General features: G+C 52.1%; 15 protein-coding genes. 8 read left to right on the forward strand and 7 right to left on the reverse strand.

Annotated features, from left to right (window positions below; genetic code table 11):
* The first annotated feature begins 2 nt into the window (after positions 1-2).
* Positions 3-788 (forward strand): nucleotidyltransferase domain-containing protein, encoded by a 786-nt coding sequence (locus tag LA337_00150; protein ID UBI16164.1) that lies wholly within the window; start codon positions 3-5, stop codon positions 786-788.
* Positions 789-830: 42 nt separating this feature from the next.
* Here the strand turns inward: LA337_00150 and lysC are convergent, their stop codons facing one another.
* A complete protein-coding gene (gene lysC / locus LA337_00155) occupies positions 831-2,180 on the reverse strand; it encodes a lysine-sensitive aspartokinase 3 (protein ID UBI16165.1) in 1,350 nt (449 codons plus the stop codon).
* 436 nt (positions 2,181-2,616) lie between these two features.
* On the opposite strand from lysC, the gene pgi reads away from it, so the two are divergent.
* From pgi to LA337_00180, 5 genes are all read left to right on the forward strand, one after another.
* Positions 2,617-4,263 carry a glucose-6-phosphate isomerase gene (gene pgi / locus LA337_00160; GenBank protein UBI16166.1) on the forward strand — a complete coding sequence of 549 codons (1,647 nt, stop codon included), beginning with the start codon at positions 2,617-2,619 and terminating at the stop codon, positions 4,261-4,263.
* A 470-nt stretch (positions 4,264-4,733) separates the two neighbouring features.
* Positions 4,734-4,976, forward strand: coding sequence for a hypothetical protein (locus LA337_00165; GenBank protein ID UBI16167.1), 243 nt, complete (start codon positions 4,734-4,736; stop codon positions 4,974-4,976).
* 187 nt (positions 4,977-5,163) lie between these two features.
* Positions 5,164-5,802, forward strand: coding sequence for a YjbF family lipoprotein (locus LA337_00170; GenBank protein UBI16168.1), 639 nt, complete (start codon positions 5,164-5,166; stop codon positions 5,800-5,802).
* Complete coding sequence (locus LA337_00175) at positions 5,799-6,536, forward strand: capsule biosynthesis GfcC family protein (GenBank protein ID UBI16169.1); 738 nt, start codon at positions 5,799-5,801, stop codon at positions 6,534-6,536. The genes LA337_00170 and LA337_00175 overlap by 4 nt, the downstream gene beginning before the upstream one ends.
* A complete protein-coding gene (locus tag LA337_00180; protein UBI16170.1) occupies positions 6,536-8,632 on the forward strand; it encodes a YjbH domain-containing protein in 2,097 nt (698 codons plus the stop codon). Before LA337_00175 ends, LA337_00180 begins: the two co-directional genes overlap by 1 nt.
* Positions 8,633-8,649: 17 nt before the next feature.
* Here the strand turns inward: LA337_00180 and LA337_00185 are convergent, their stop codons facing one another.
* Positions 8,650-9,102 (reverse strand): N-acetyltransferase, encoded by a 453-nt coding sequence (locus tag LA337_00185; GenBank protein UBI16171.1) that lies wholly within the window; start codon positions 9,100-9,102, stop codon positions 8,650-8,652.
* A 138-nt stretch (positions 9,103-9,240) separates the two neighbouring features.
* Here LA337_00185 and psiE point away from each other — a divergent pair, with 138 nt between their 5' ends.
* Complete coding sequence (gene psiE, locus LA337_00190) at positions 9,241-9,651, forward strand: phosphate-starvation-inducible protein PsiE (GenBank protein UBI16172.1); 411 nt, start codon at positions 9,241-9,243, stop codon at positions 9,649-9,651.
* A 75-nt stretch (positions 9,652-9,726) separates the two neighbouring features.
* Here psiE and nhaC read toward each other — a convergent pair whose 3' ends face one another.
* From nhaC to malE, 5 genes are all read right to left on the reverse strand, one after another.
* On the reverse strand, positions 9,727-11,178 hold the full coding sequence (gene nhaC, locus LA337_00195; GenBank protein UBI16173.1) for a Na+/H+ antiporter NhaC: 1,452 nt from the start codon (positions 11,176-11,178) through the stop codon (positions 9,727-9,729).
* A complete protein-coding gene (locus LA337_00200; protein ID UBI16174.1) occupies positions 11,171-12,349 on the reverse strand; it encodes a pyridoxal phosphate-dependent aminotransferase in 1,179 nt (392 codons plus the stop codon). The genes nhaC and LA337_00200 overlap by 8 nt, the downstream gene beginning before the upstream one ends.
* A 302-nt stretch (positions 12,350-12,651) precedes the next feature.
* On the reverse strand, positions 12,652-13,542 hold the full coding sequence (gene malG, locus LA337_00205; GenBank protein UBI16175.1) for a maltose ABC transporter permease MalG: 891 nt from the start codon (positions 13,540-13,542) through the stop codon (positions 12,652-12,654).
* Positions 13,543-13,556: 14 nt separating this feature from the next.
* A complete protein-coding gene (gene malF, locus LA337_00210) occupies positions 13,557-15,101 on the reverse strand; it encodes a maltose ABC transporter permease MalF (GenBank protein UBI16176.1) in 1,545 nt (514 codons plus the stop codon).
* A 130-nt stretch (positions 15,102-15,231) separates the two neighbouring features.
* Positions 15,232-16,422 carry a maltose/maltodextrin ABC transporter substrate-binding protein MalE gene (gene malE / locus LA337_00215; GenBank protein UBI16177.1) on the reverse strand — a complete coding sequence of 397 codons (1,191 nt, stop codon included), beginning with the start codon at positions 16,420-16,422 and terminating at the stop codon, positions 15,232-15,234.
* 360 nt (positions 16,423-16,782) lie between these two features.
* On the opposite strand from malE, the gene malK reads away from it, so the two are divergent.
* A complete protein-coding gene (malK, locus tag LA337_00220) occupies positions 16,783-17,892 on the forward strand; it encodes a maltose/maltodextrin ABC transporter ATP-binding protein MalK (protein ID UBI16178.1) in 1,110 nt (369 codons plus the stop codon).
* Positions 17,893-17,972 lie beyond the last annotated feature (80 nt).

Raw genomic sequence — 17,972 nt, forward strand, 5'->3', positions numbered from 1 at the left:
TAATGAGCTACAACACAGTGGACGGCGCGATGCGCGAAAGGGTATTGCGCCAGCTAAAAGAGGTAGAGCAGCGCTATGGCGTCAGGGTGCTGTATGCCTGTGAATCCGGCAGCCGCGGCTGGGGATTTGCCTCGCCGGACAGCGACTACGACGTGCGATTTATCTATGTTCATCCGCCCGAGTGGTATCTGCGGGTCGAGGCGCCACGAGATGTTATCGAGTTGCCGATAGATGATGAGCTGGATGTCTGCGGCTGGGAATGGCGCAAGGCGCTAGGGTTACTGAAAGGCGCAAACCCCACGCTTATCGAGTGGCTGGATTCTCCAGTGGTCTATCAGCAGGATGAAGTGACCGTGTCAGCGCTGAAAGCGTTGGTGCCTAAATGGTTTTCTCCGCTACGTGCCCGCTGGCACTACTATTCGATGGCGCGGAAAAACTTCCGTGGCTATCTGCAGGGTGACGACGTACGGCTGAAAAAATACTTCTATGTTCTGCGCCCGCTGCTGGCTGTGCGGTGGGTCGAAGCGGGGAAAGGTGTACCACCGATGCGTTTTGCCGACCTGCTGGCGGGAAGTGAGCTGGATGCACCGTTGCGTCAGGAAATTGATGAACTGCTGGAACGCAAGCAGTGCGTGAGAGAAGCGGAGTATGGTCCGCGCCGCCCACTGTTGCATGCGTTTATCCGCGCCGAACTGAAAAGAGGAGAGATTCCGCCGACGTTACCGGATAGCCGGGAGGGTGATGTCAGAGAACTGGACAGATTGTTATATGAAACGGTGATGCGGTGAAAACGCCCGATGGTACAAGAGCCATCGGGCGTTGGCATCTACTCACTCAAACAAATTATGGTGCAGCTTCTGTACCACCTGTTCGGCTTCGGTACCAGGCACCAGGAAGCACAGGTTATGGCTGGACGCGCCGTAGCAAATCATGCGGATGTTGAACGGCTCCAGTACGCCGAACACCTCTTTACCCACGCCACAGGCTTTGGAAAGGTCGTTGCCAATCAGCGCCACCAGCGCTAGGCCTTCTTCCACTTCAACCCGACACAGGGCAGACAGTTCCATCAGCAGAGACTGTGTTAACAGTGTATCCCCGGTGGAGGTCGAACCGGTGGTATCCAGCGTCAGCGCCACGCTGACTTCGGATGTGGTAATTAAATCTACCGAGATGTTATGGCGTGCCAGAATACCGAAAACTTCCGCTAAAAAGCCACGAGAGTGCAGCATATTCAGGCTATGCAGCGTTACCAGCGTTTGCTTACGGCGCAGCGCCAGCGCCCGGAACAGAGGTGGATTCGCGGTTTTATTGCAGACCAGCGTACCGCCTGCTTTTGGATCCTTACTGGAGCCCACAAACACCGGGATATCGCTACGTACGGCTGGCAACAGGGTTGCCGGGTGCAGCACTTTCGCGCCAAAGGTCGCCATTTCCGCGGCCTCTTCAAAGGCGATTTCATCAATACGCTGCGCCGCCGGAACAACGCGTGGATCGGTCGTGTAAATGCCCGGAACATCGGTCCAGATATCGACGCGTGTGGCATGCAGCGCTTCGGCCAGCAGGGCGGCCGTATAATCGCTCCCGCCGCGCCCCAACGTGGTGGTGCGGCCTTTGCCTTCACTGCCAATAAAACCCTGAGTAATCACCAGACCTTCGCTCAGACGCGGTGCCAACTGGAGCGTTGCCAGTTCAGCCAGCGCCGCGACGTCAGGTTCTGCGCGGCCAAAACGATCGTTGGTGCGCATCACTTTACGTACGTCAAACCACTGCGCCTGCACGTTGCGTTCACGCAGGATCTCGACGAACAGCAGGGTAGACATCAGTTCACCGTGGCTGACCAGTTCGTCGGTCAGTGCGATTGAGGTCGCCAGTGACGCCGCTTCTGCCAGCGTGGTGATGTTTTCCAGCAGACGTTCGATCTCTTCACGGATCACGTTTGGATAACGCAGACGTTCCAGAATATTGAACTGAATTTGACGAATGGCATCGAGTTTTTCGAAGCGCGCGGTTGGCTCCAGCCCTTCAGCCAGTGCGACCAGCAGGTTGGTGATTCCCGCGGAAGCGGAAAGTACCACTACACGGACATTAGCATCAGAAAGCACTACATCAGCGCTACGATTCATGGCATCAAAATCCGCCACGCTGGTACCGCCAAACTTGGAGACAACTACATCAGTCATAACTACCTCGTGTCAGGGAATGAATAGAGCGACCATGGCACATAAGGCAGAACAGAAACCGGTGCAGGCGCAAATGCAAATACCGTATTACATTTCGTCCTTCAATCTGCCTCTTCGTTGGCTGCACCTGCTCACCACAGTCACTTACTTCAGTAAGCTCCTGTGGATTCTCAGGTTTGCCGCCTTGACGCATATCGAATGACTTTATGTATATAAATAAAAGGCATGGCTTGTACTGTCAACGCTGGGATTATGCGGATTTTTCATGCTGCAACTGCGTTGAGTAACGGTACTAATAACAACGCTGATAACCGCTATACTTTTTAGCCACGTTTGGCGGATGCCCTGGCAATGGCATTAAAACAATCACACTTTTCTGTGACTGGCGTTACAATCGATCTCAGTCACAATTCTCAAAATCAGAAGAGTATTGCTAATGAAAAACATCAATCCAACGCAGACCTCAGCCTGGCAGGCACTACAAAAACACTTTGAAGAAATGAAAGACGTTACTATCGCGGATCTGTTCGCGAAAGATAGCGATCGCTTCACTAAGTTTTCCGCGACGTTTGACGATCTGATGCTGGTGGATTTCTCCAAAAACCGCATCACTGAAGAGACGCTGGCTAAACTGCAGGATCTGGCGAAAGAGACCGATTTGGCAGGCGCCATCAAGTCCATGTTCTCCGGTGAGAAAATCAACCGCACCGAAGACCGTGCCGTGCTGCACGTGGCGCTGCGCAACCGTAGCAATACACCAATCATCGTTGACGGCAAAGATGTCATGCCGGAAGTAAACGCGGTGCTGGAGAAGATGAAATCCTTCTCTGAAGCGATCATCTCCGGAAGCTGGAAAGGCTATACCGGTAAAGCCATCACTGATGTAGTAAACATCGGTATCGGCGGTTCTGACCTCGGCCCGTTCATGGTGACCGAAGCGCTGCGTCCGTACAAAAATCACCTGAACATGCATTTTGTGTCGAACGTTGATGGGACGCACATTGCTGAAGTGCTGAAGAAAGTGAACCCGGAAACCACGCTGTTCCTGGTCGCTTCCAAAACCTTCACCACCCAGGAAACCATGACCAACGCCCACAGCGCACGCGACTGGTTCCTGGCTACCGCAGGCGACAACAAGCACGTTGCCAAACACTTCGCTGCGCTCTCCACTAACGGTAAAGCGGTTGGCGAGTTCGGTATTGATACCGCGAATATGTTCGAGTTCTGGGACTGGGTTGGCGGTCGTTACTCCCTGTGGTCTGCTATCGGTCTGTCCATCATCTTGTCCGTAGGCTTCGACAACTTTGTTGAGCTGCTCTCCGGCGCCCACGCAATGGACAAACACTTCTCCACCACGCCGGCTGAGAAAAACCTGCCAGTGCTGCTGGCGCTGATCGGTATCTGGTACAACAACTTCTTCGGTGCCGAAACCGAAGCGATTCTGCCGTACGACCAGTATATGCACCGTTTCGCGGCCTACTTCCAGCAGGGCAATATGGAATCCAACGGTAAATACGTTGACCGTAACGGCAATGCTGTAGACTACCAGACTGGCCCAATCATCTGGGGTGAGCCGGGTACTAACGGCCAGCATGCGTTCTATCAGTTGATCCACCAGGGCACCAAAATGGTTCCGTGCGATTTCATCGCGCCGGCAATCACCCATAACCCGCTGTCAGATCACCATCCGAAACTGCTGTCTAACTTCTTCGCGCAAACCGAAGCGCTGGCTTTTGGTAAATCTCGTGAAGTCGTTGAGCAGGAATATCGCGACCAGGGTAAAGATCCGGCAACGCTGGACCACGTTGTGCCGTTCAAAGTGTTCGAAGGCAATCGTCCAACTAACTCCATTCTGCTGCGTGAAATCACGCCGTTCAGCCTGGGGGCGCTGATTGCACTGTATGAGCACAAAATCTTCACTCAGGGCGCCATCCTGAACATCTTCACCTTTGACCAGTGGGGCGTTGAGCTGGGCAAACAGCTGGCAAACCGCATTCTGCCAGAGCTGAAAGATGGTTCCGAAGTGAGCAGCCACGACAGTTCTACCAACGGTTTGATTAACCGTTATAAGTCCTGGCGTTAATCTGCTTCTTCCTTCGAACCGCAGCGGTGTTGGCTGCGTACGTTAACCCCGGTCACATAGCTATCTATGTTCCCGGGGATTAACGATCTTGCCGCCTTGCTGCAATTCGAATGAATTTGCAGATTGCTTATAAAAAAGCCGATATTAATATCGGCTTTTTTTATAAGATTGCTCCAGGATATCTACGTTTTATCTTCATTACTTAATTGAGCTTAATCCTAAAATAATTTCCTAAATGTTGTTCAATATCTGGTGTTTTCGGATTTACCGGATATTGCGTTTTCTATATTTATATTTTAACTGATTGATTAAATGGATGTTATTTTATTTTATTAATCGTTATATCGCTTGTTGACTAATTATCCTAAATTCCCGTATGGCGTAATTTGCACACTTTGGCTTGTGTATACTCGATCTCGCCCGAAATTCTTTTGGGTAAATCTCCATTCATACAATGAAGGGAATTTGTGATGAAAAAAGTTCTGTATGGCCTTTGGGCTATATCTGCGCTTGCGGCGACTTCTGTCTATGCCGCCCCCGTTGAGGTGGGTGAGGCTGCAGGGTCGGCTGCCGCGTCGGTTTCGGCAGGAAGTTCCTCCGCAACCAGCGTGAGCACCGTAAGTTCTGCGGTGGGGGTTGCCCTGGCTGCGACCGGTGGCGGCGATGGTTCTAATACCGGAACCACCACCACAACAACCACCAGTACCCAGTAATACCGGTACGTAGCCCCTAAATAATTCGCGTTGCAGGAAGGCGGCAAGTGAGTGAGTCCCCGGGAACATAGATAGCTATGTGACCGGGGTGAGTGAACGTAGCTAACGCATCTGCAACGTGAAGTATGACGGGGATTAATTCTAACCACACTTCGGTGTGGTTATTTTGCCGCTGCGGAGAAACGTCGTGAAGCGACCAGCGATCATAATGGTTTGCCTGTTACTGCAGGCGTGCTCAGCCACCACCGAAGGGTTGGGTCATTCGCTATGGGAGAGCGTGTTTGGTACTCCCGGCGTACAGATGACGGACGATGAAATCCAAAACATGCCCTACGCCAGCCAGTACATGCAACTCAACGGCGGTCCCCAGTTGTTTGTGGTACTCGCGTTCGCAGAAAACGGACAGCAAAAATGGGTGACTCAGGATCGGGCCATTCTCGTCACGCAGCATGGGCGCATTGTGAAAACGCAGCTCGGTGGTGACAACCTGATCGAGATGAATAATCTGGCGGCAGACCCGCTCATCAAACCAAATCAAATAATCGATGGCGCAACGTGGACCCGTACGATGGGCTGGACTGAACATCAGCAGGTACGCTATGCCACCGCACGCTCAGTTTTCAAATGGGATGGCGCAGACACCATCAAAGTCGGCAGCGATAACACGCCGGTACGGCTCCTCGATGAAGAGATAACTACCGAACAAACACGCTGGCATAACCGCTACTGGATCGACAGCGAAGGGCAGATTCGCCAGTCGGAACAGTATCTTGGCGCACGTTACTTCCCGGTGAAAACCACGCTGATTAAGGCGGCAAAATCATGATCAAACGAGCCGTACTGGCGCTGCTGTTAAGTCTGAGCACAGCGTCCGTTTTTGCTGCGGGCAGCGTTAAGGTCTTTACCTCCGCCAGCGCAGAGCCAAAAACGCTGACCGGGGCTGAACATCTGCTCGACCTGGTTGGACAGCCGCAGTTGAGCAATAGCTGGTGGCCAGGCGCAGTTATCAGTGAAGAGCGGGCAACGACTGAGGCGGAACGTCAGCAGCAGGCATTACTGGCCCGCCTGGCGACGCTGAGCGCTGAAGAAAGCGGTGACGATGCCGCATCTATCAAGGCATTACGCCAGCAAATTCAGGCGCTGAAGGTGACCGGCAGACAGAAGATTAATCTCGATCCGGATGTTGTGCGCGTCAGCGAGCAAGGTAACCCGCCGCTGCAGGGCAATTACACGCTGTGGGCCGGAGCGCAGCCAACCGATATCACGCTGTTTGGCCTGCTAAGCCACCCAGGTAAACAACCGTTTATGCCCGGGCGTGATGTCGCCAGCTACCTCGATGGGCAAAGTCGGCTCGGCGGCGCGGATCGTAGCTACGCGTGGGTCATCTATCCCAATGGACGCACGCAGAAAGTACCGGTCGCTTACTGGAACAAACGTCACGTTGAGCCGATGCCCGGCAGCATCATTTTTGTCGGACTCTCTGATGCTGTCTGGAGCAGCACCCCGGATGAAATCAATGCCGATATTCTTCGCACCCTGACCCAGCGGATACCCGAATAATGAGAAAAACTTACCTGCTCAGCTTACTGGCGCTGGGCGTAAGCGTTGCTTGCCACGGTGAAACCTGGCCCGCGCCCATTGGACCTTCGCAGTCCGATTTTGGCGGCGTGGGGCTGCTGCAAACCCCAACCGCACGCATGGCGCGCGAGGGCGAAATGAGCCTCAACTACCGCGACAACGATCAGTACCGCTACTACTCTGCGTCGGTACAACTGTTCCCGTGGCTGGAAACCACGCTGCGCTACACCGATGTGCGTACTAAAAAATACAGCAGCGTCGAGTCGTTTTCAGGCGATCAGACATACAAAGATAAGGCTTTTGATCTCAAATTACGGCTGTGGGAAGAGAGCTACTGGATGCCGCAGGTAGCGGCTGGCGCGCGCGATATTGGCGGGACGGGCCTGTTCGATGCGGAGTATATAGTGGCGAATAAAGCCTGGGGGCCGTTTGATTTCTCGCTTGGCCTGGGCTGGGGATATCTCGGGACCAGCGGCAACGTCAGCAATCCGTTTTGCTCATACAGCGATAAATTCTGCTATCGCGATAACAGCTACAAGCAGGCCGGCTCTATTGACGGCAGCCAGATGTTTCATGGTCCGGCATCATTATTTGGCGGTGTGGAATATCAGACTCCCTGGCAACCACTGCGCCTGAAGCTGGAGTATGAGGGGAATAATTACCAACAGGATTTTGCGGGCAAGCTGGATCAGAAGAGCAAGTTTAACGTCGGCGCTATTTATCGCGTCACCGATTGGGCCGACGTTAACCTGAGCTATGAGCGCGGGAACACCTTTATGTTTGGGGTCACGCTGCGAACTAACTTTAACGATCTGCGGCCAAACTATAACGACAACGCCCGGCCGAAATATCAGCCGCAGCCGCAGGATGCCATCCTGCAACATTCGGTGGTGGCGAATCAGCTAACGCTGCTGAAATATAACGCCGGGCTGGCCGATCCTAAAATTCAGGTGCAGGGCGATACGCTGTATGTGACCGGTGAACAGGTGAAATACCGTGATTCGCGTGAAGGGATCGAACGTGTCAACCGGATCGTGATGAACTCCCTTCCCGACGGGATCCGCGCGATCCGTATTACGGAAAATCGCCTTAACTTGCCGCAGGTGACGACTGAAACGGAGGTTTCCAGCCTCAAGCGCCATCTGGAAGGCGAGCCGTTGGGTCATGAAACCCAACTGGCGCAAAAACGCGTTGAGCCCGTGGTGCCGAAAACGACCGAGCAGGGTTGGTATATCGATAAGTCACGCTTTAATCTCCACATCGATCCGGTGCTTAACCAGTCGGTGGGCGGCCCGGAAAACTTCTATATGTATCAGTTGGGCGTGATGGGAACAGCGGATTGGTGGGTGACCGATCATCTGCTGACCACCGGGAGTTTGTTCGCTAACCTCGCCAATAACTATGACAAATTTAACTACACCAACCCGCCGCAGGATTCGCATTTACCACGAGTGCGTACCCATGTGCGCGAGTATGTGCAAAACGATGTCTACGTGAATAACCTGCAGGCCAACTACTTCCAGTCACTCGGAAACGGGTTCTACGGACAGGTTTACGGTGGCTATCTGGAAACCATGTATGGCGGAGCGGGGGCGGAAGTGCTGTATCGCCCGCTGGACAGCAGTTGGGCGTTTGGTGTTGATGCCAACTACGTGAAACAGCGTGACTGGCGTAGCGCGCAGGACATGATGAAATTCACCGACTACAGCGTGAAGACCGGGCATTTGACGGCTTACTGGAATCCGTCATTCGCTCAGGATGTACTGGTGAAAGCCAGCGTGGGTCAGTATCTGGCGGGGGATAAGGGCGGAACGCTGGAAGTGGCGAAACGCTTTGACAGCGGTGTTGTGGTAGGTGGCTATGCAACCATCACCGACGCCTCGCCGGATGAGTACGGAGAGGGTGATTTTACCAAAGGGGTGTACGTTTCCGTACCGCTGGATCTGTTCTCGTCTGGCCCGACTCGCAGCCGTGCGGCGATTGGCTGGACGCCGTTAACGCGTGATGGCGGCCAGCAGCTTGGACGTAAGTTTGGTCTGTACGACATGACCAGCGATCGCAGCGTGAATTTCCGTTAATCGAGCTATCCGGCAAGTTATATGCGACGCAATAATTTTGCCGGGTTTCCCGCATATACGCCTTTCTCGGTGATCGATTTGGTCACCACGCTTCCCGCGCCGATGACCGCGCCATCGCAGATAGTGACCGCCAGAATGGTCGCTCCACTGCCGATCGAAACATCGTCTCCAATGATAATTCTCCCCCAACTGTTGCGGTCAGCGTTGGGTTTTCCTTCGCGAAACATATCGTTGGCGAACATCACGCCATGACCGATAAAACAGCGGGCGCCCAGGGTGACATATTCGCAGATGAAGGTGTGCGACTGAATTTTGCTGTCTGCGCCAATCTGCGTATTGCCCTGGATTTCTACAAATGGTCCGACAAAGACGTTGTCACCCAATGTGCAGTCGTAGAGATTGGCGGGCTCATAAATCACCACGTTCTCACCGCAGGTAACGTTGCGGACAGCGGATTGTCTTATCTGCATACTTCATCCTGTGAAATGTGTCGTGACATTCATCATTCCCCGTTGACCTGTCTTGCACAAAACATAAACAAAAAATGTAGATCTCTGTCACATTTTTGCGTTATACAGAAACCTCGTCACTGAACAGGAGGGGCCGTTATGACGTCGCTATCTCGTCCGCGCGTGGAGTTTATCTCCACCATCTTACAGACTGTGTTGAATCTGGGGCTGCTGAGTCTGGGCCTGATCCTGGTTGTATTCCTCGGGAAAGAAACGCTGCATCTGGCAGATGTGCTGTTCGCGCCGGAACAAACCAGCAAGTATGAGCTGGTGGAAGGGCTGGTGGTTTACTTCCTCTACTTTGAATTTATCGCCTTGATTGTGAAATACTTTCAGTCAGGGTTTCACTTTCCGCTGCGCTATTTTGTCTATATCGGGATCACCGCGATTGTGCGGTTGATCATTGTCGATCATAAAGCGCCGATGGATGTGCTGATCTATTCTGCGGCGATCCTGCTGCTGGTGATCACCCTGTGGTTGTGCAATTCCAAACGGCTGAAGCGAGAGTAACAGACAACACGCCGCAATCGGGCTGCGGCGTGTAGACGTGGTTAATGACTGGCGAATATCTTAATCAGGCCGATTCTATTTGCTTTCATTTACGGTTTCCATCATGAGCTGTTGCTGCTTTTCTTTGGACAAGCGAGCGATGCCAAAGCCAGTGAAACCCCATAGCGTCGCAAAGAAAATGCCACTCCAGCAGAGAATAGCCCACGGAAGATAGCTTAATGTAGCAACACCAAGCGTACCTGCCATGTAGGCACCCGCGGCAGTCCAGGGCAGAATCGGTTCAAATATGGTGGCAGAGTCTTCTACAGTCCTCGCCAGATTTTTTGGATGTAGCCCGCGCTCAATATAAGCACTTCGTAACATTTCAATCGGGATCAGGATTGAGATCTGACCATTACAGGTCACGCTAATCATTGTTAAGCCACAGGCAATAGTCGCAAGAATCATGGTTCCTGTGGAATGAACTAATTTGAGCAGATTATGGACGATGACTTCTAAAGCGCCGCTCAAGGCCAATGTTCCCGCGAATGAAAGGGCGCAGAAACAAATAAGCAACGTACTCATCATCGAGTTCATGCCACCGCGGTTGAGCAAATTACCTAATAGCGGATTAACATCTTTATCGGTAAGCATTGAAACGTTAAATCCGTCTACTGCACTTTTTACAATGTCGTGTAGTGCGAAACCCTGAATGACGCTGGCGTTGATCATGGCTACCAGTGCCGAAACAAGCATAATTGGAATAGTTGGTTTCTTGGTAATCGAACCGTACAGGACAATGGCAATGGGGAGCAATAACAACAAATTAAAATGATAAATCCCCTTTAATCCCTCTGTAATTAGCTGAACTTTGTCGGGCACGGTTGAGCCGCCGAGATCGCCATTCATTCCATAGAGGGTCATAACAACGGCTGACAGAATCAATGAAGGAAGGGTTGTGTAAAGTAAATGAGCGATGTGTTCATAGAGATCTATCTGGGCCGCCATCGCGGCCAGGTTAGTGTCGCCTGAAAGAGGTGACAGTTTGTCCCCGAAATAAGCCCCCGCCACAATAGCGCCAGCAGTTGCTGCCAGATTAGCCTCCATTCCGATGGCCACACCCATAAATGCTACACCGACGGTGCCTGCCGATCCCCAGGATGTCCCTGTGCATACAGAGACGACGGCAGTAACGAGCAGGGCGGTCACATAGATCATTGAAGGATTTATCAGATTAAGGCCGTAATAAATCATCAGCGGAATAGTACCGCCTATCATCCATGTCCCAATCAGGAGGCCCACGCTGATCAAAATTAGCAGAGCAGGCATTGTTTTGGCGATTTTCTGCGATATTGATTCAAGGATTGCATTGTAGCCGTACCCCAACCGCTTAACTAACAGCGCAGCAATGACGGTTGAAAGAACCATTAATGGCTCAGGTGGCAGATCGAAAGCTGCATAGCCAACTCCCAGCAATAGAACCATCGCTAGTATTGGTAACAATGATTCCACCAGAGTTGGTGTTCTTGGAGTATTGTTATTATTCATGGAGGGAAACTCCTGTAGTGAAGGGTATGCTCTGATAAATCCGTTCAAATGCTTGTGTAAGAGTGGTTCTCGGCGTGGCGATGTTCACGCGGAAAAAACCAAGTCCTTCATCGCCAAAATCTGATCCCCAACTCATCTCAACACCAGCGAGGGAGACAAACCAATGGCGTAGTTGCTCTTCGCTGATGTTCATCGCTCGGTAGTCGATCCACAACATGTAAGTTCCACCACCAGAGGCGACAACCCAGTCTGGAAAATGAGCCTGGCAGAATGATTGAACCCAGCGCCTGTTTTCGGCCAAATAATCTTTTAATGCTGCTAACCAAGAATCGCCATGGCGGTAAGCACAGAGAAATGCAGGAACAGAGAAATAACCAGGATTATGGATACCTGCTGCAACAAGAGCTGATTTAAACTTTTCACGATACTTATCATTAGCAATAACAATATTGGCGATTTCAAGTCCGGCCATATTGAATGTTTTTGCTGGAGATGTACAAATAAACGAGTTTTGTGCAACGTATGAACTTATCGAAGAGATTGTTTGATGTTGTTTTTTGGTGAAATTGAAGTCTGCATGAACATCATCGGAAATAATAAAAACATTATATTTCTCTGCTAATGAAGCTATTTTTCTCAGATTGTCTTCTGACCAGATTGTTCCTGTTGGATTATGCGGCGATATTAGAATAAAACAACAAGCCGTTTTAAACTTATCTTCGAGATCCGCAAAGTCTATTTCATAGCGGTGGTCACGATAAAATAACGCACTTTCCAGCAATACTCTATGGTTGACTTCAACTGCATGGCTAATAGGATGATAGGCTGGGGCCAGGCTGACAATAGCATCTCCCGGCTGGGTAAAGTTCTGGATAAATAATGAGACGGCTTGTACCACTCGTGGGCAAAAAACAATGTGTTCAGGGTTGACCTTCCACGAGTAATGGCGTTGGTACCACTGTGCTGTTACTTGCTGCCAGTCATCACTTAATAATGTATAACCGTAGATACCTTTCTGATTTGCGACTGACAATTCAGAAACTATAAAATCAGCTACGGGGATATCCATATCAGCTACAGACAGAGGGATGATGTCACGCCCCTTGTTATTATATTTAGCGCTATAGGTTCCGTCGCGTGAAATAACTTTATCAAAATTATAAACTTTCATATTTGTTACTCGCCCGATTTTATCGTTAGGGTAATGTAATATTTCGAGAGTGGAAGTGTTATTCTGTATTTTGTTTTCGTCATTATGAAAATTTGCATATGTGATGCTTATCACAAAGATGTTAACTGTCTGTCAATAAAAATAATCCAGTGAGTGTAAACGTTTTACATCGCTTAAGCGTATGGAATTTACATAAAAAAAGGGCGCTCCGTAGAGCGCCGAATAACAGTCACAGGTTGGGATAACATAAATTGAGGGTTGCAGTGGCATTGCCCGTTGCCGGGCGGTTACTTCGGTAAAACTTAACCTTTCACACCACCCGCCGTCAGGCCGTTGACCAGCCAGCGCTGCGCCAGCAGGAATACCAGAGTGATCGGAATGGCTGAAAGTACAGCTGCGGCGGCAAAGTCGCCCCACAAGTAGTTCTGTGGATTGAGGTACTGCTGCATACCTACCGCGAGGGTGTAGCTGTTCACATCACGCAGCAGCAGTGACGCGACCGGTACTTCGGTAATGGCGGCAATGAACGACAGAATAAACACGACCGCCAGAATCGGAACGGAAAGCGGTAACAGCACCAGGCGGAAAGCCTGCCACGGCGTAGCGCCATCCAGCGCGGCCGCTTCTTCCAGCGAACCGTCGATGGTTTCGAAATAGCCCTTAATCGTCCACACATGCAGCGCAATACCGCCGAGATAAGCGAAGATCACGCCGCCGTGAGTGTTCAGGCCGATAAACGGAATGTACTGGCCCAGGCGGTCAAACAAAGCATACAACGCGACCAGAGACAGTACCGCCGGGAACATCTGGAAAATCAGCATCCCTTTCAGCAGGGTTGCTTTGCCCGGGAATCGCATACGGGCAAAGGCGTAAGCACAGGTGGTGGAAAGCGTCACGATACCGATCGCGGTAATGGTGGCCACTTTCACCGAGTTCCACAGCCATAACAGTACCGGGAACGGCGGCGGGGTCACGCGGCCATCTGCGTGCTCAACGCTAAAGCCCAGCGCCAGTTTCCAGTGCTCCCAGGAGATGTTTTCCGGGATCAGGCTGCCGGTGGCAAAGTTACCTTCGCGCAGCGAGATAGCGATAACCATCAGCAGCGGGAACATGATCGCCGCGATAAAAATCAGCAGCCCTAAGTGCGTTGCGAATAAACGTAACTTTTGTGATTTCGGTTGGACCATAGCCATTGTCGTTATCTCCCTTAATCAAACTTCATACGTGTGGCTTTCAGGTTCACAATCGCCAGCGCGCCAACCAGCAGGAAGATCAGTGTGGCAATCGCCGCCGCCAGACCGAAGTCCTGACCACCGCCGCCTTCAAAGGCAATACGATAGGTGTAGCTCACGAGCAGGTCGGTATAACCGGCTGGCGTGGTGGTACCGAGCCTGTCCGGACCACCGTTGGTCAACAGTTGAATCAGCACGAAGTTGTTAAAGTTAAAGGCGAAGCTGGCGATCATCAGCGGCGTCAGGGGCTTGATCAGCAGCGGCAACGTAATCTTAAAGAAGTTCTGGAACGGACCTGCGCCATCCATCGCCGAGGCTTCGTACAGATCGTCAGGAATTGCTTTCAGCAGGCCCATGCACAGGATCATCATGTATGGATAGCCCAGCCAGGTGTTGACGATAATAATCATCGAACGCGCGGTGGTTGGGTCGCTGAACCAGGCCGGCTTGATGCCAAACAGCGCGCTCAGCATCATGTTAATTTCACCAAAGCTCTGGTTGAACAGCCCTTTGAAAATCAGAATCGAGATAAACGATGGCACGGCATACGGCAGAATCAGCAGGACGCGGTAAATCGCTTTGCCCTTCAGGGATTCCCACTGCACCAGACAGGCGAGCACCATGCCGACGGCCACGGTCAAAATAACGGTCAGTACCGAGAAGACCACCGTCCAGACGAAGATAGCGAAGAACGGTTTCTGGATGCCCTCGTCGGTAAAGACGCGGGTAAAATTATCCCAGCCAATAGTAACGGTGTAGCCCGGGCTAAGCTTGTCATCGCCCCAGTTACCGTCTGCATTCACCGACTGATAGAAACCAATGTCGTTGTTCGGACGATATTTTACACCGCTCTGGCTGTTGGTGAGCGTACCGTCATCAGCGAGCGCATAGAGTGGCTGCGTGCCGGAGAACTGGCGCAGTGAACTCATAATCACTTTGCTTTCATCCGGCAGGATGGCGGTCAATTGGGTTAATGCCTGGCGATTTTGCGTAATGATACGCAGCGTTGCATGCTCGCCCGCTGGCAGCGCTTCGGCTTCTTTCAACTGCAGTTTCTGTTCGCCGCCAAATTTAAAGGCGTCGGAGAGATAATTCTTGCCGGTTTCACCGTCGGTGAGGGCCAGTTGCCACTCATCACCCGCCGGATACAGGCCAAAATTGTAGGTTTTACCCGCCTGATAAGAACGATCCATCAGAACTTCCTGAGCGCGTTCAAAGGTCAGTTGGTTGGTGCTGCTGTAGTTGGTAAAGGCAATGGCGATCGTACAAATCAGCGGAAACAGGACAAACAGCCCCATACCGGCAACGCCTGGATAAACATAGCGCCAGGCATAGGCTTTACGGTTAGCAAAAATATACAGGCCAGCAGAGCTTAAAATCAGCGTCATGATGGCAAACAGGTACTCCCCCTGAGCGTACATCAAAACAACAAGGTAACCGACCAGCAGCCCAAGCAGACCCATCACTGACCATTTCAGCGTGTCGCTTTGCCACCAGTGTTTCTTTTTAATGACATCCATGGGGATCTTCCTCTACAACATTGAACATCTGTCGGCAAAAGTGCCTGATGGCGCTGCGCTTATCAGGCCTACGGTGAGTTGTAGGCCGGATAAGGCATTTATGCCGCCATCCGGCACGTGTGCTACAGCACTACTTGGTGATACGACCTTGTGCATCTTTCAGTGCGGCATCGACGGTCTGACGACCGCTGGCTGCGTTAATCACTGCGGTACGTACGGCATACCAGAATGCGGACATCTGTGGGATGTTCGGCATGATTTCGCCTTTCTGGGCGTTATCCATGGTGGCGGCGATGCGTGGGTCTTTTGCTAACTGATCCTGGAAGGATTTCAGCGCAACGGCGCCCAGTGGTTTGTCCTTATTCACTTCATCCAGACCCTGATCGGTCAGCAGGTAGTTTTCGAGGAACTCTTTCGCCAGCTCTTTGTTCGGGCTGGCGGCGTTGATACCCGCGCTCAGCACGCCAACAAACGGTTTAGACGGCTTGCCTTTGAAGGTTGGCAACAGCGCGACGCCGTAGTTGATTTTGCTCTTGTCGATGTTAGACCATGCCCACGGGCCGTTGATGGTCATCGCGGTATCGCCTTTGTTAAAGGCCGCTTCAGCGATGGAGTAATCGGTATCCGCGTTCATGTGTTTGTTCTTGATCAGGTCAACCAGGAAGGTCAGGCCCGCTTTCGCGCCAGCGTTATCCACGCCCACGTCTTTCACGTCGTACTTGCCGTTTTCAAACTTGAACGCGTAACCGCCGTCGGCGGCAATCAGCGGCCAGGTGAAGTACGGTTCTTGCAGGTTGAACATCAGCGCGGATTTACCTTTCGCCTTCAGTTCTTTATCCAGTGCAGGAATTTCTTCCCAGGTTTTCGGTGGATTTGGCACGAGGTCTTTGTTGTAAATCAGCGACAGCGCTTCAACCGCGATCGGGTAGGCAATCAGTTTGCCGTTATAGCGTACGGCATCCCAGGTGAACGGATAGAGCTTGTCCTGGAATGCTTTGTCAGGCGTTATTTCAGCCAGCAGGCCAGACTGAGCGTAGCCGCCAAAACGGTCATGCGCCCAGAAGATGATGTCCGGGCCGTCGCCGGTCGCGGCAACCTGCGGGAATTTCTCTTCCAGTTTGTCCGGGTGCTCAATGGTGACTTTGATCCCGGTGTCTTTCTCGAATTTTTTGCCCACTTCAGCGAGGCCGTTATAGCCTTTGTCGCCGTTAATCCAGATAACCAGCTTACCTTCTTCAATCTTGGCGAGAGCCGAGGCGGAAAACATCATCGTCGTTAATGCAGACAATGCGAGGATGCGTGCGCCAGTTTTGATTTTCATAGTTCCCATCCTGTTTGGTGATTTTGCAGAGGTGGCTTAACGGTTACTAGTTTCTTTATACGACAACCTCTTTCCATCCTCCTTACCCCTACGCCCCACCCGCTCTTTATGTGATCTGTGTTACATAAATGTGAGTATTGCGTACTGGCGCACATAAAAACCCACCGATTTTTGCAGGCTGCATCACGAAATTCCTCCGCTGCGTACGGCCCGGGTCTCAGACGCTGCTCTCTCATCCTCCCGCCTCCTCCCCCATAAAAAAGCCGGGGGGTGGAGGATTCACGCAGTCAAGGGATCACGCATAGTCAGCCCATCATGAATGTTGCTGTCGATGACAGGTTGTAACGAAGGGAGAAGGGCATGGCGAGCGTACAGCTGCGAAATGTAACGAAAGCCTGGGGTGACGTGGTGGTATCGAAAGATATCAATCTCGACATTCACGAAGGGGAATTCGTGGTGTTTGTCGGACCTTCAGGCTGCGGTAAGTCGACCTTGCTGCGTATGATTGCCGGACTTGAAACCATCACCAGTGGCGATCTGTTTATCGGGGAGACCCGGATGAACGACATTCCACCCGCCGAACGCGGTGTGGGCATGGTCTTTCAGTCCTATGCGTTGTATCCCCATTTATCTGTCGCGGAAAACATGTCGTTCGGCCTCAAACTGGCCGGAGCGAAAAAAGAGGTGATGAATCAGCGCGTGAACCAGGTCGCGGAAGTTCTGCAACTGGCGCACCTGCTGGAACGTAAACCGAAAGCACTTTCCGGCGGACAACGTCAGCGTGTGGCGATTGGCCGTACGCTGGTCGCCGAACCGCGCGTATTCCTGCTGGATGAACCCCTGTCGAACCTGGACGCCGCACTGCGCGTGCAGATGCGTATTGAAATTTCCCGCCTGCATAAACGTCTGGGCCGCACGATGATTTACGTCACCCACGATCAGGTCGAAGCGATGACGCTGGCCGACAAAATTGTGGTGCTGGATGCCGGTCGCGTAGCGCAGGTCGGTAAGCCCCTGGAGCTGTATCACTACCCGGCGGACCGCTTTGTAGCGGGCTTCATTGGTTCGCCGAAGATGAACTTCCTGCCGGTGAAAGTCACGGCAACGGCCATCGATCAAGTGCAGGTTGAGCTGCCCAACCGCCAGCAAATCTGGCTACCGGTAGACAGCCATGCGGTGCAGGTTGGCGCCAACATGTCTTTAGGTATCCGCCCGGAACATCTGCTGCCCAGCGATATCGCCGATGTCACCCTCGAAGGTGAAGTGCAGGTGGTCGAGCAGTTGGGTCACGAAACACAAATTCATATCCAGATCCCCGCCATCCGTCAAAACCTGGTTTACCGCCAGAACGACGTGGTGTTGGTAGAAGAGGGTGCCACATTCGCTATCGGCCTGCCGCCAGAGCGTTGCCATCTGTTCCGTGAGGATGGCACTGCATGTCGTCGGTTGCACCAGGAGCCGGGCGTTTAAGGTCCCCATAAAAAAAACGAAACGCAAAACCATTCGCAGTTGCAGAAGGTGGCAGCGTTTAAAGAAAAGCAATGATCTCA

Source organism: Citrobacter europaeus (genome assembly GCA_020099315.1).
Taxonomy (GTDB): Bacteria; Pseudomonadota; Gammaproteobacteria; order Enterobacterales; family Enterobacteriaceae; genus Citrobacter; species Citrobacter europaeus.

Bases quoted from the DNA above. Each gene is read 5' to 3' on its own strand.
- LA337_00150 (UBI16164.1), top strand. From the start codon at position 3: ATGAGCTACAACACAGTGGACGGCGCGATGCGCGAAAGGGTATTGCGC.
- lysC (UBI16165.1), bottom strand. From the start codon at position 2,180: ATGACTGATGTAGTTGTCTCCAAGTTTGGCGGTACCAGCGTGGCGGAT.
- pgi (UBI16166.1), top strand. From the start codon at position 2,617: ATGAAAAACATCAATCCAACGCAGACCTCAGCCTGGCAGGCACTACAA.
- LA337_00165 (UBI16167.1), top strand. From the start codon at position 4,734: ATGAAAAAAGTTCTGTATGGCCTTTGGGCTATATCTGCGCTTGCGGCG.
- LA337_00175 (UBI16169.1), top strand. From the start codon at position 5,799: ATGATCAAACGAGCCGTACTGGCGCTGCTGTTAAGTCTGAGCACAGCG.
- LA337_00180 (UBI16170.1), top strand. From the start codon at position 6,536: ATGAGAAAAACTTACCTGCTCAGCTTACTGGCGCTGGGCGTAAGCGTT.
- LA337_00185 (UBI16171.1), bottom strand. From the start codon at position 9,102: ATGCAGATAAGACAATCCGCTGTCCGCAACGTTACCTGCGGTGAGAAC.
- psiE (UBI16172.1), top strand. From the start codon at position 9,241: ATGACGTCGCTATCTCGTCCGCGCGTGGAGTTTATCTCCACCATCTTA.
- nhaC (UBI16173.1), bottom strand. From the start codon at position 11,178: ATGAATAATAACAATACTCCAAGAACACCAACTCTGGTGGAATCATTG.
- LA337_00200 (UBI16174.1), bottom strand. From the start codon at position 12,349: ATGAAAGTTTATAATTTTGATAAAGTTATTTCACGCGACGGAACCTAT.
- malG (UBI16175.1), bottom strand. From the start codon at position 13,542: ATGGCTATGGTCCAACCGAAATCACAAAAGTTACGTTTATTCGCAACG.
- malF (UBI16176.1), bottom strand. From the start codon at position 15,101: ATGGATGTCATTAAAAAGAAACACTGGTGGCAAAGCGACACGCTGAAA.
- malE (UBI16177.1), bottom strand. From the start codon at position 16,422: ATGAAAATCAAAACTGGCGCACGCATCCTCGCATTGTCTGCATTAACG.
- malK (UBI16178.1), top strand. From the start codon at position 16,783: ATGGCGAGCGTACAGCTGCGAAATGTAACGAAAGCCTGGGGTGACGTG.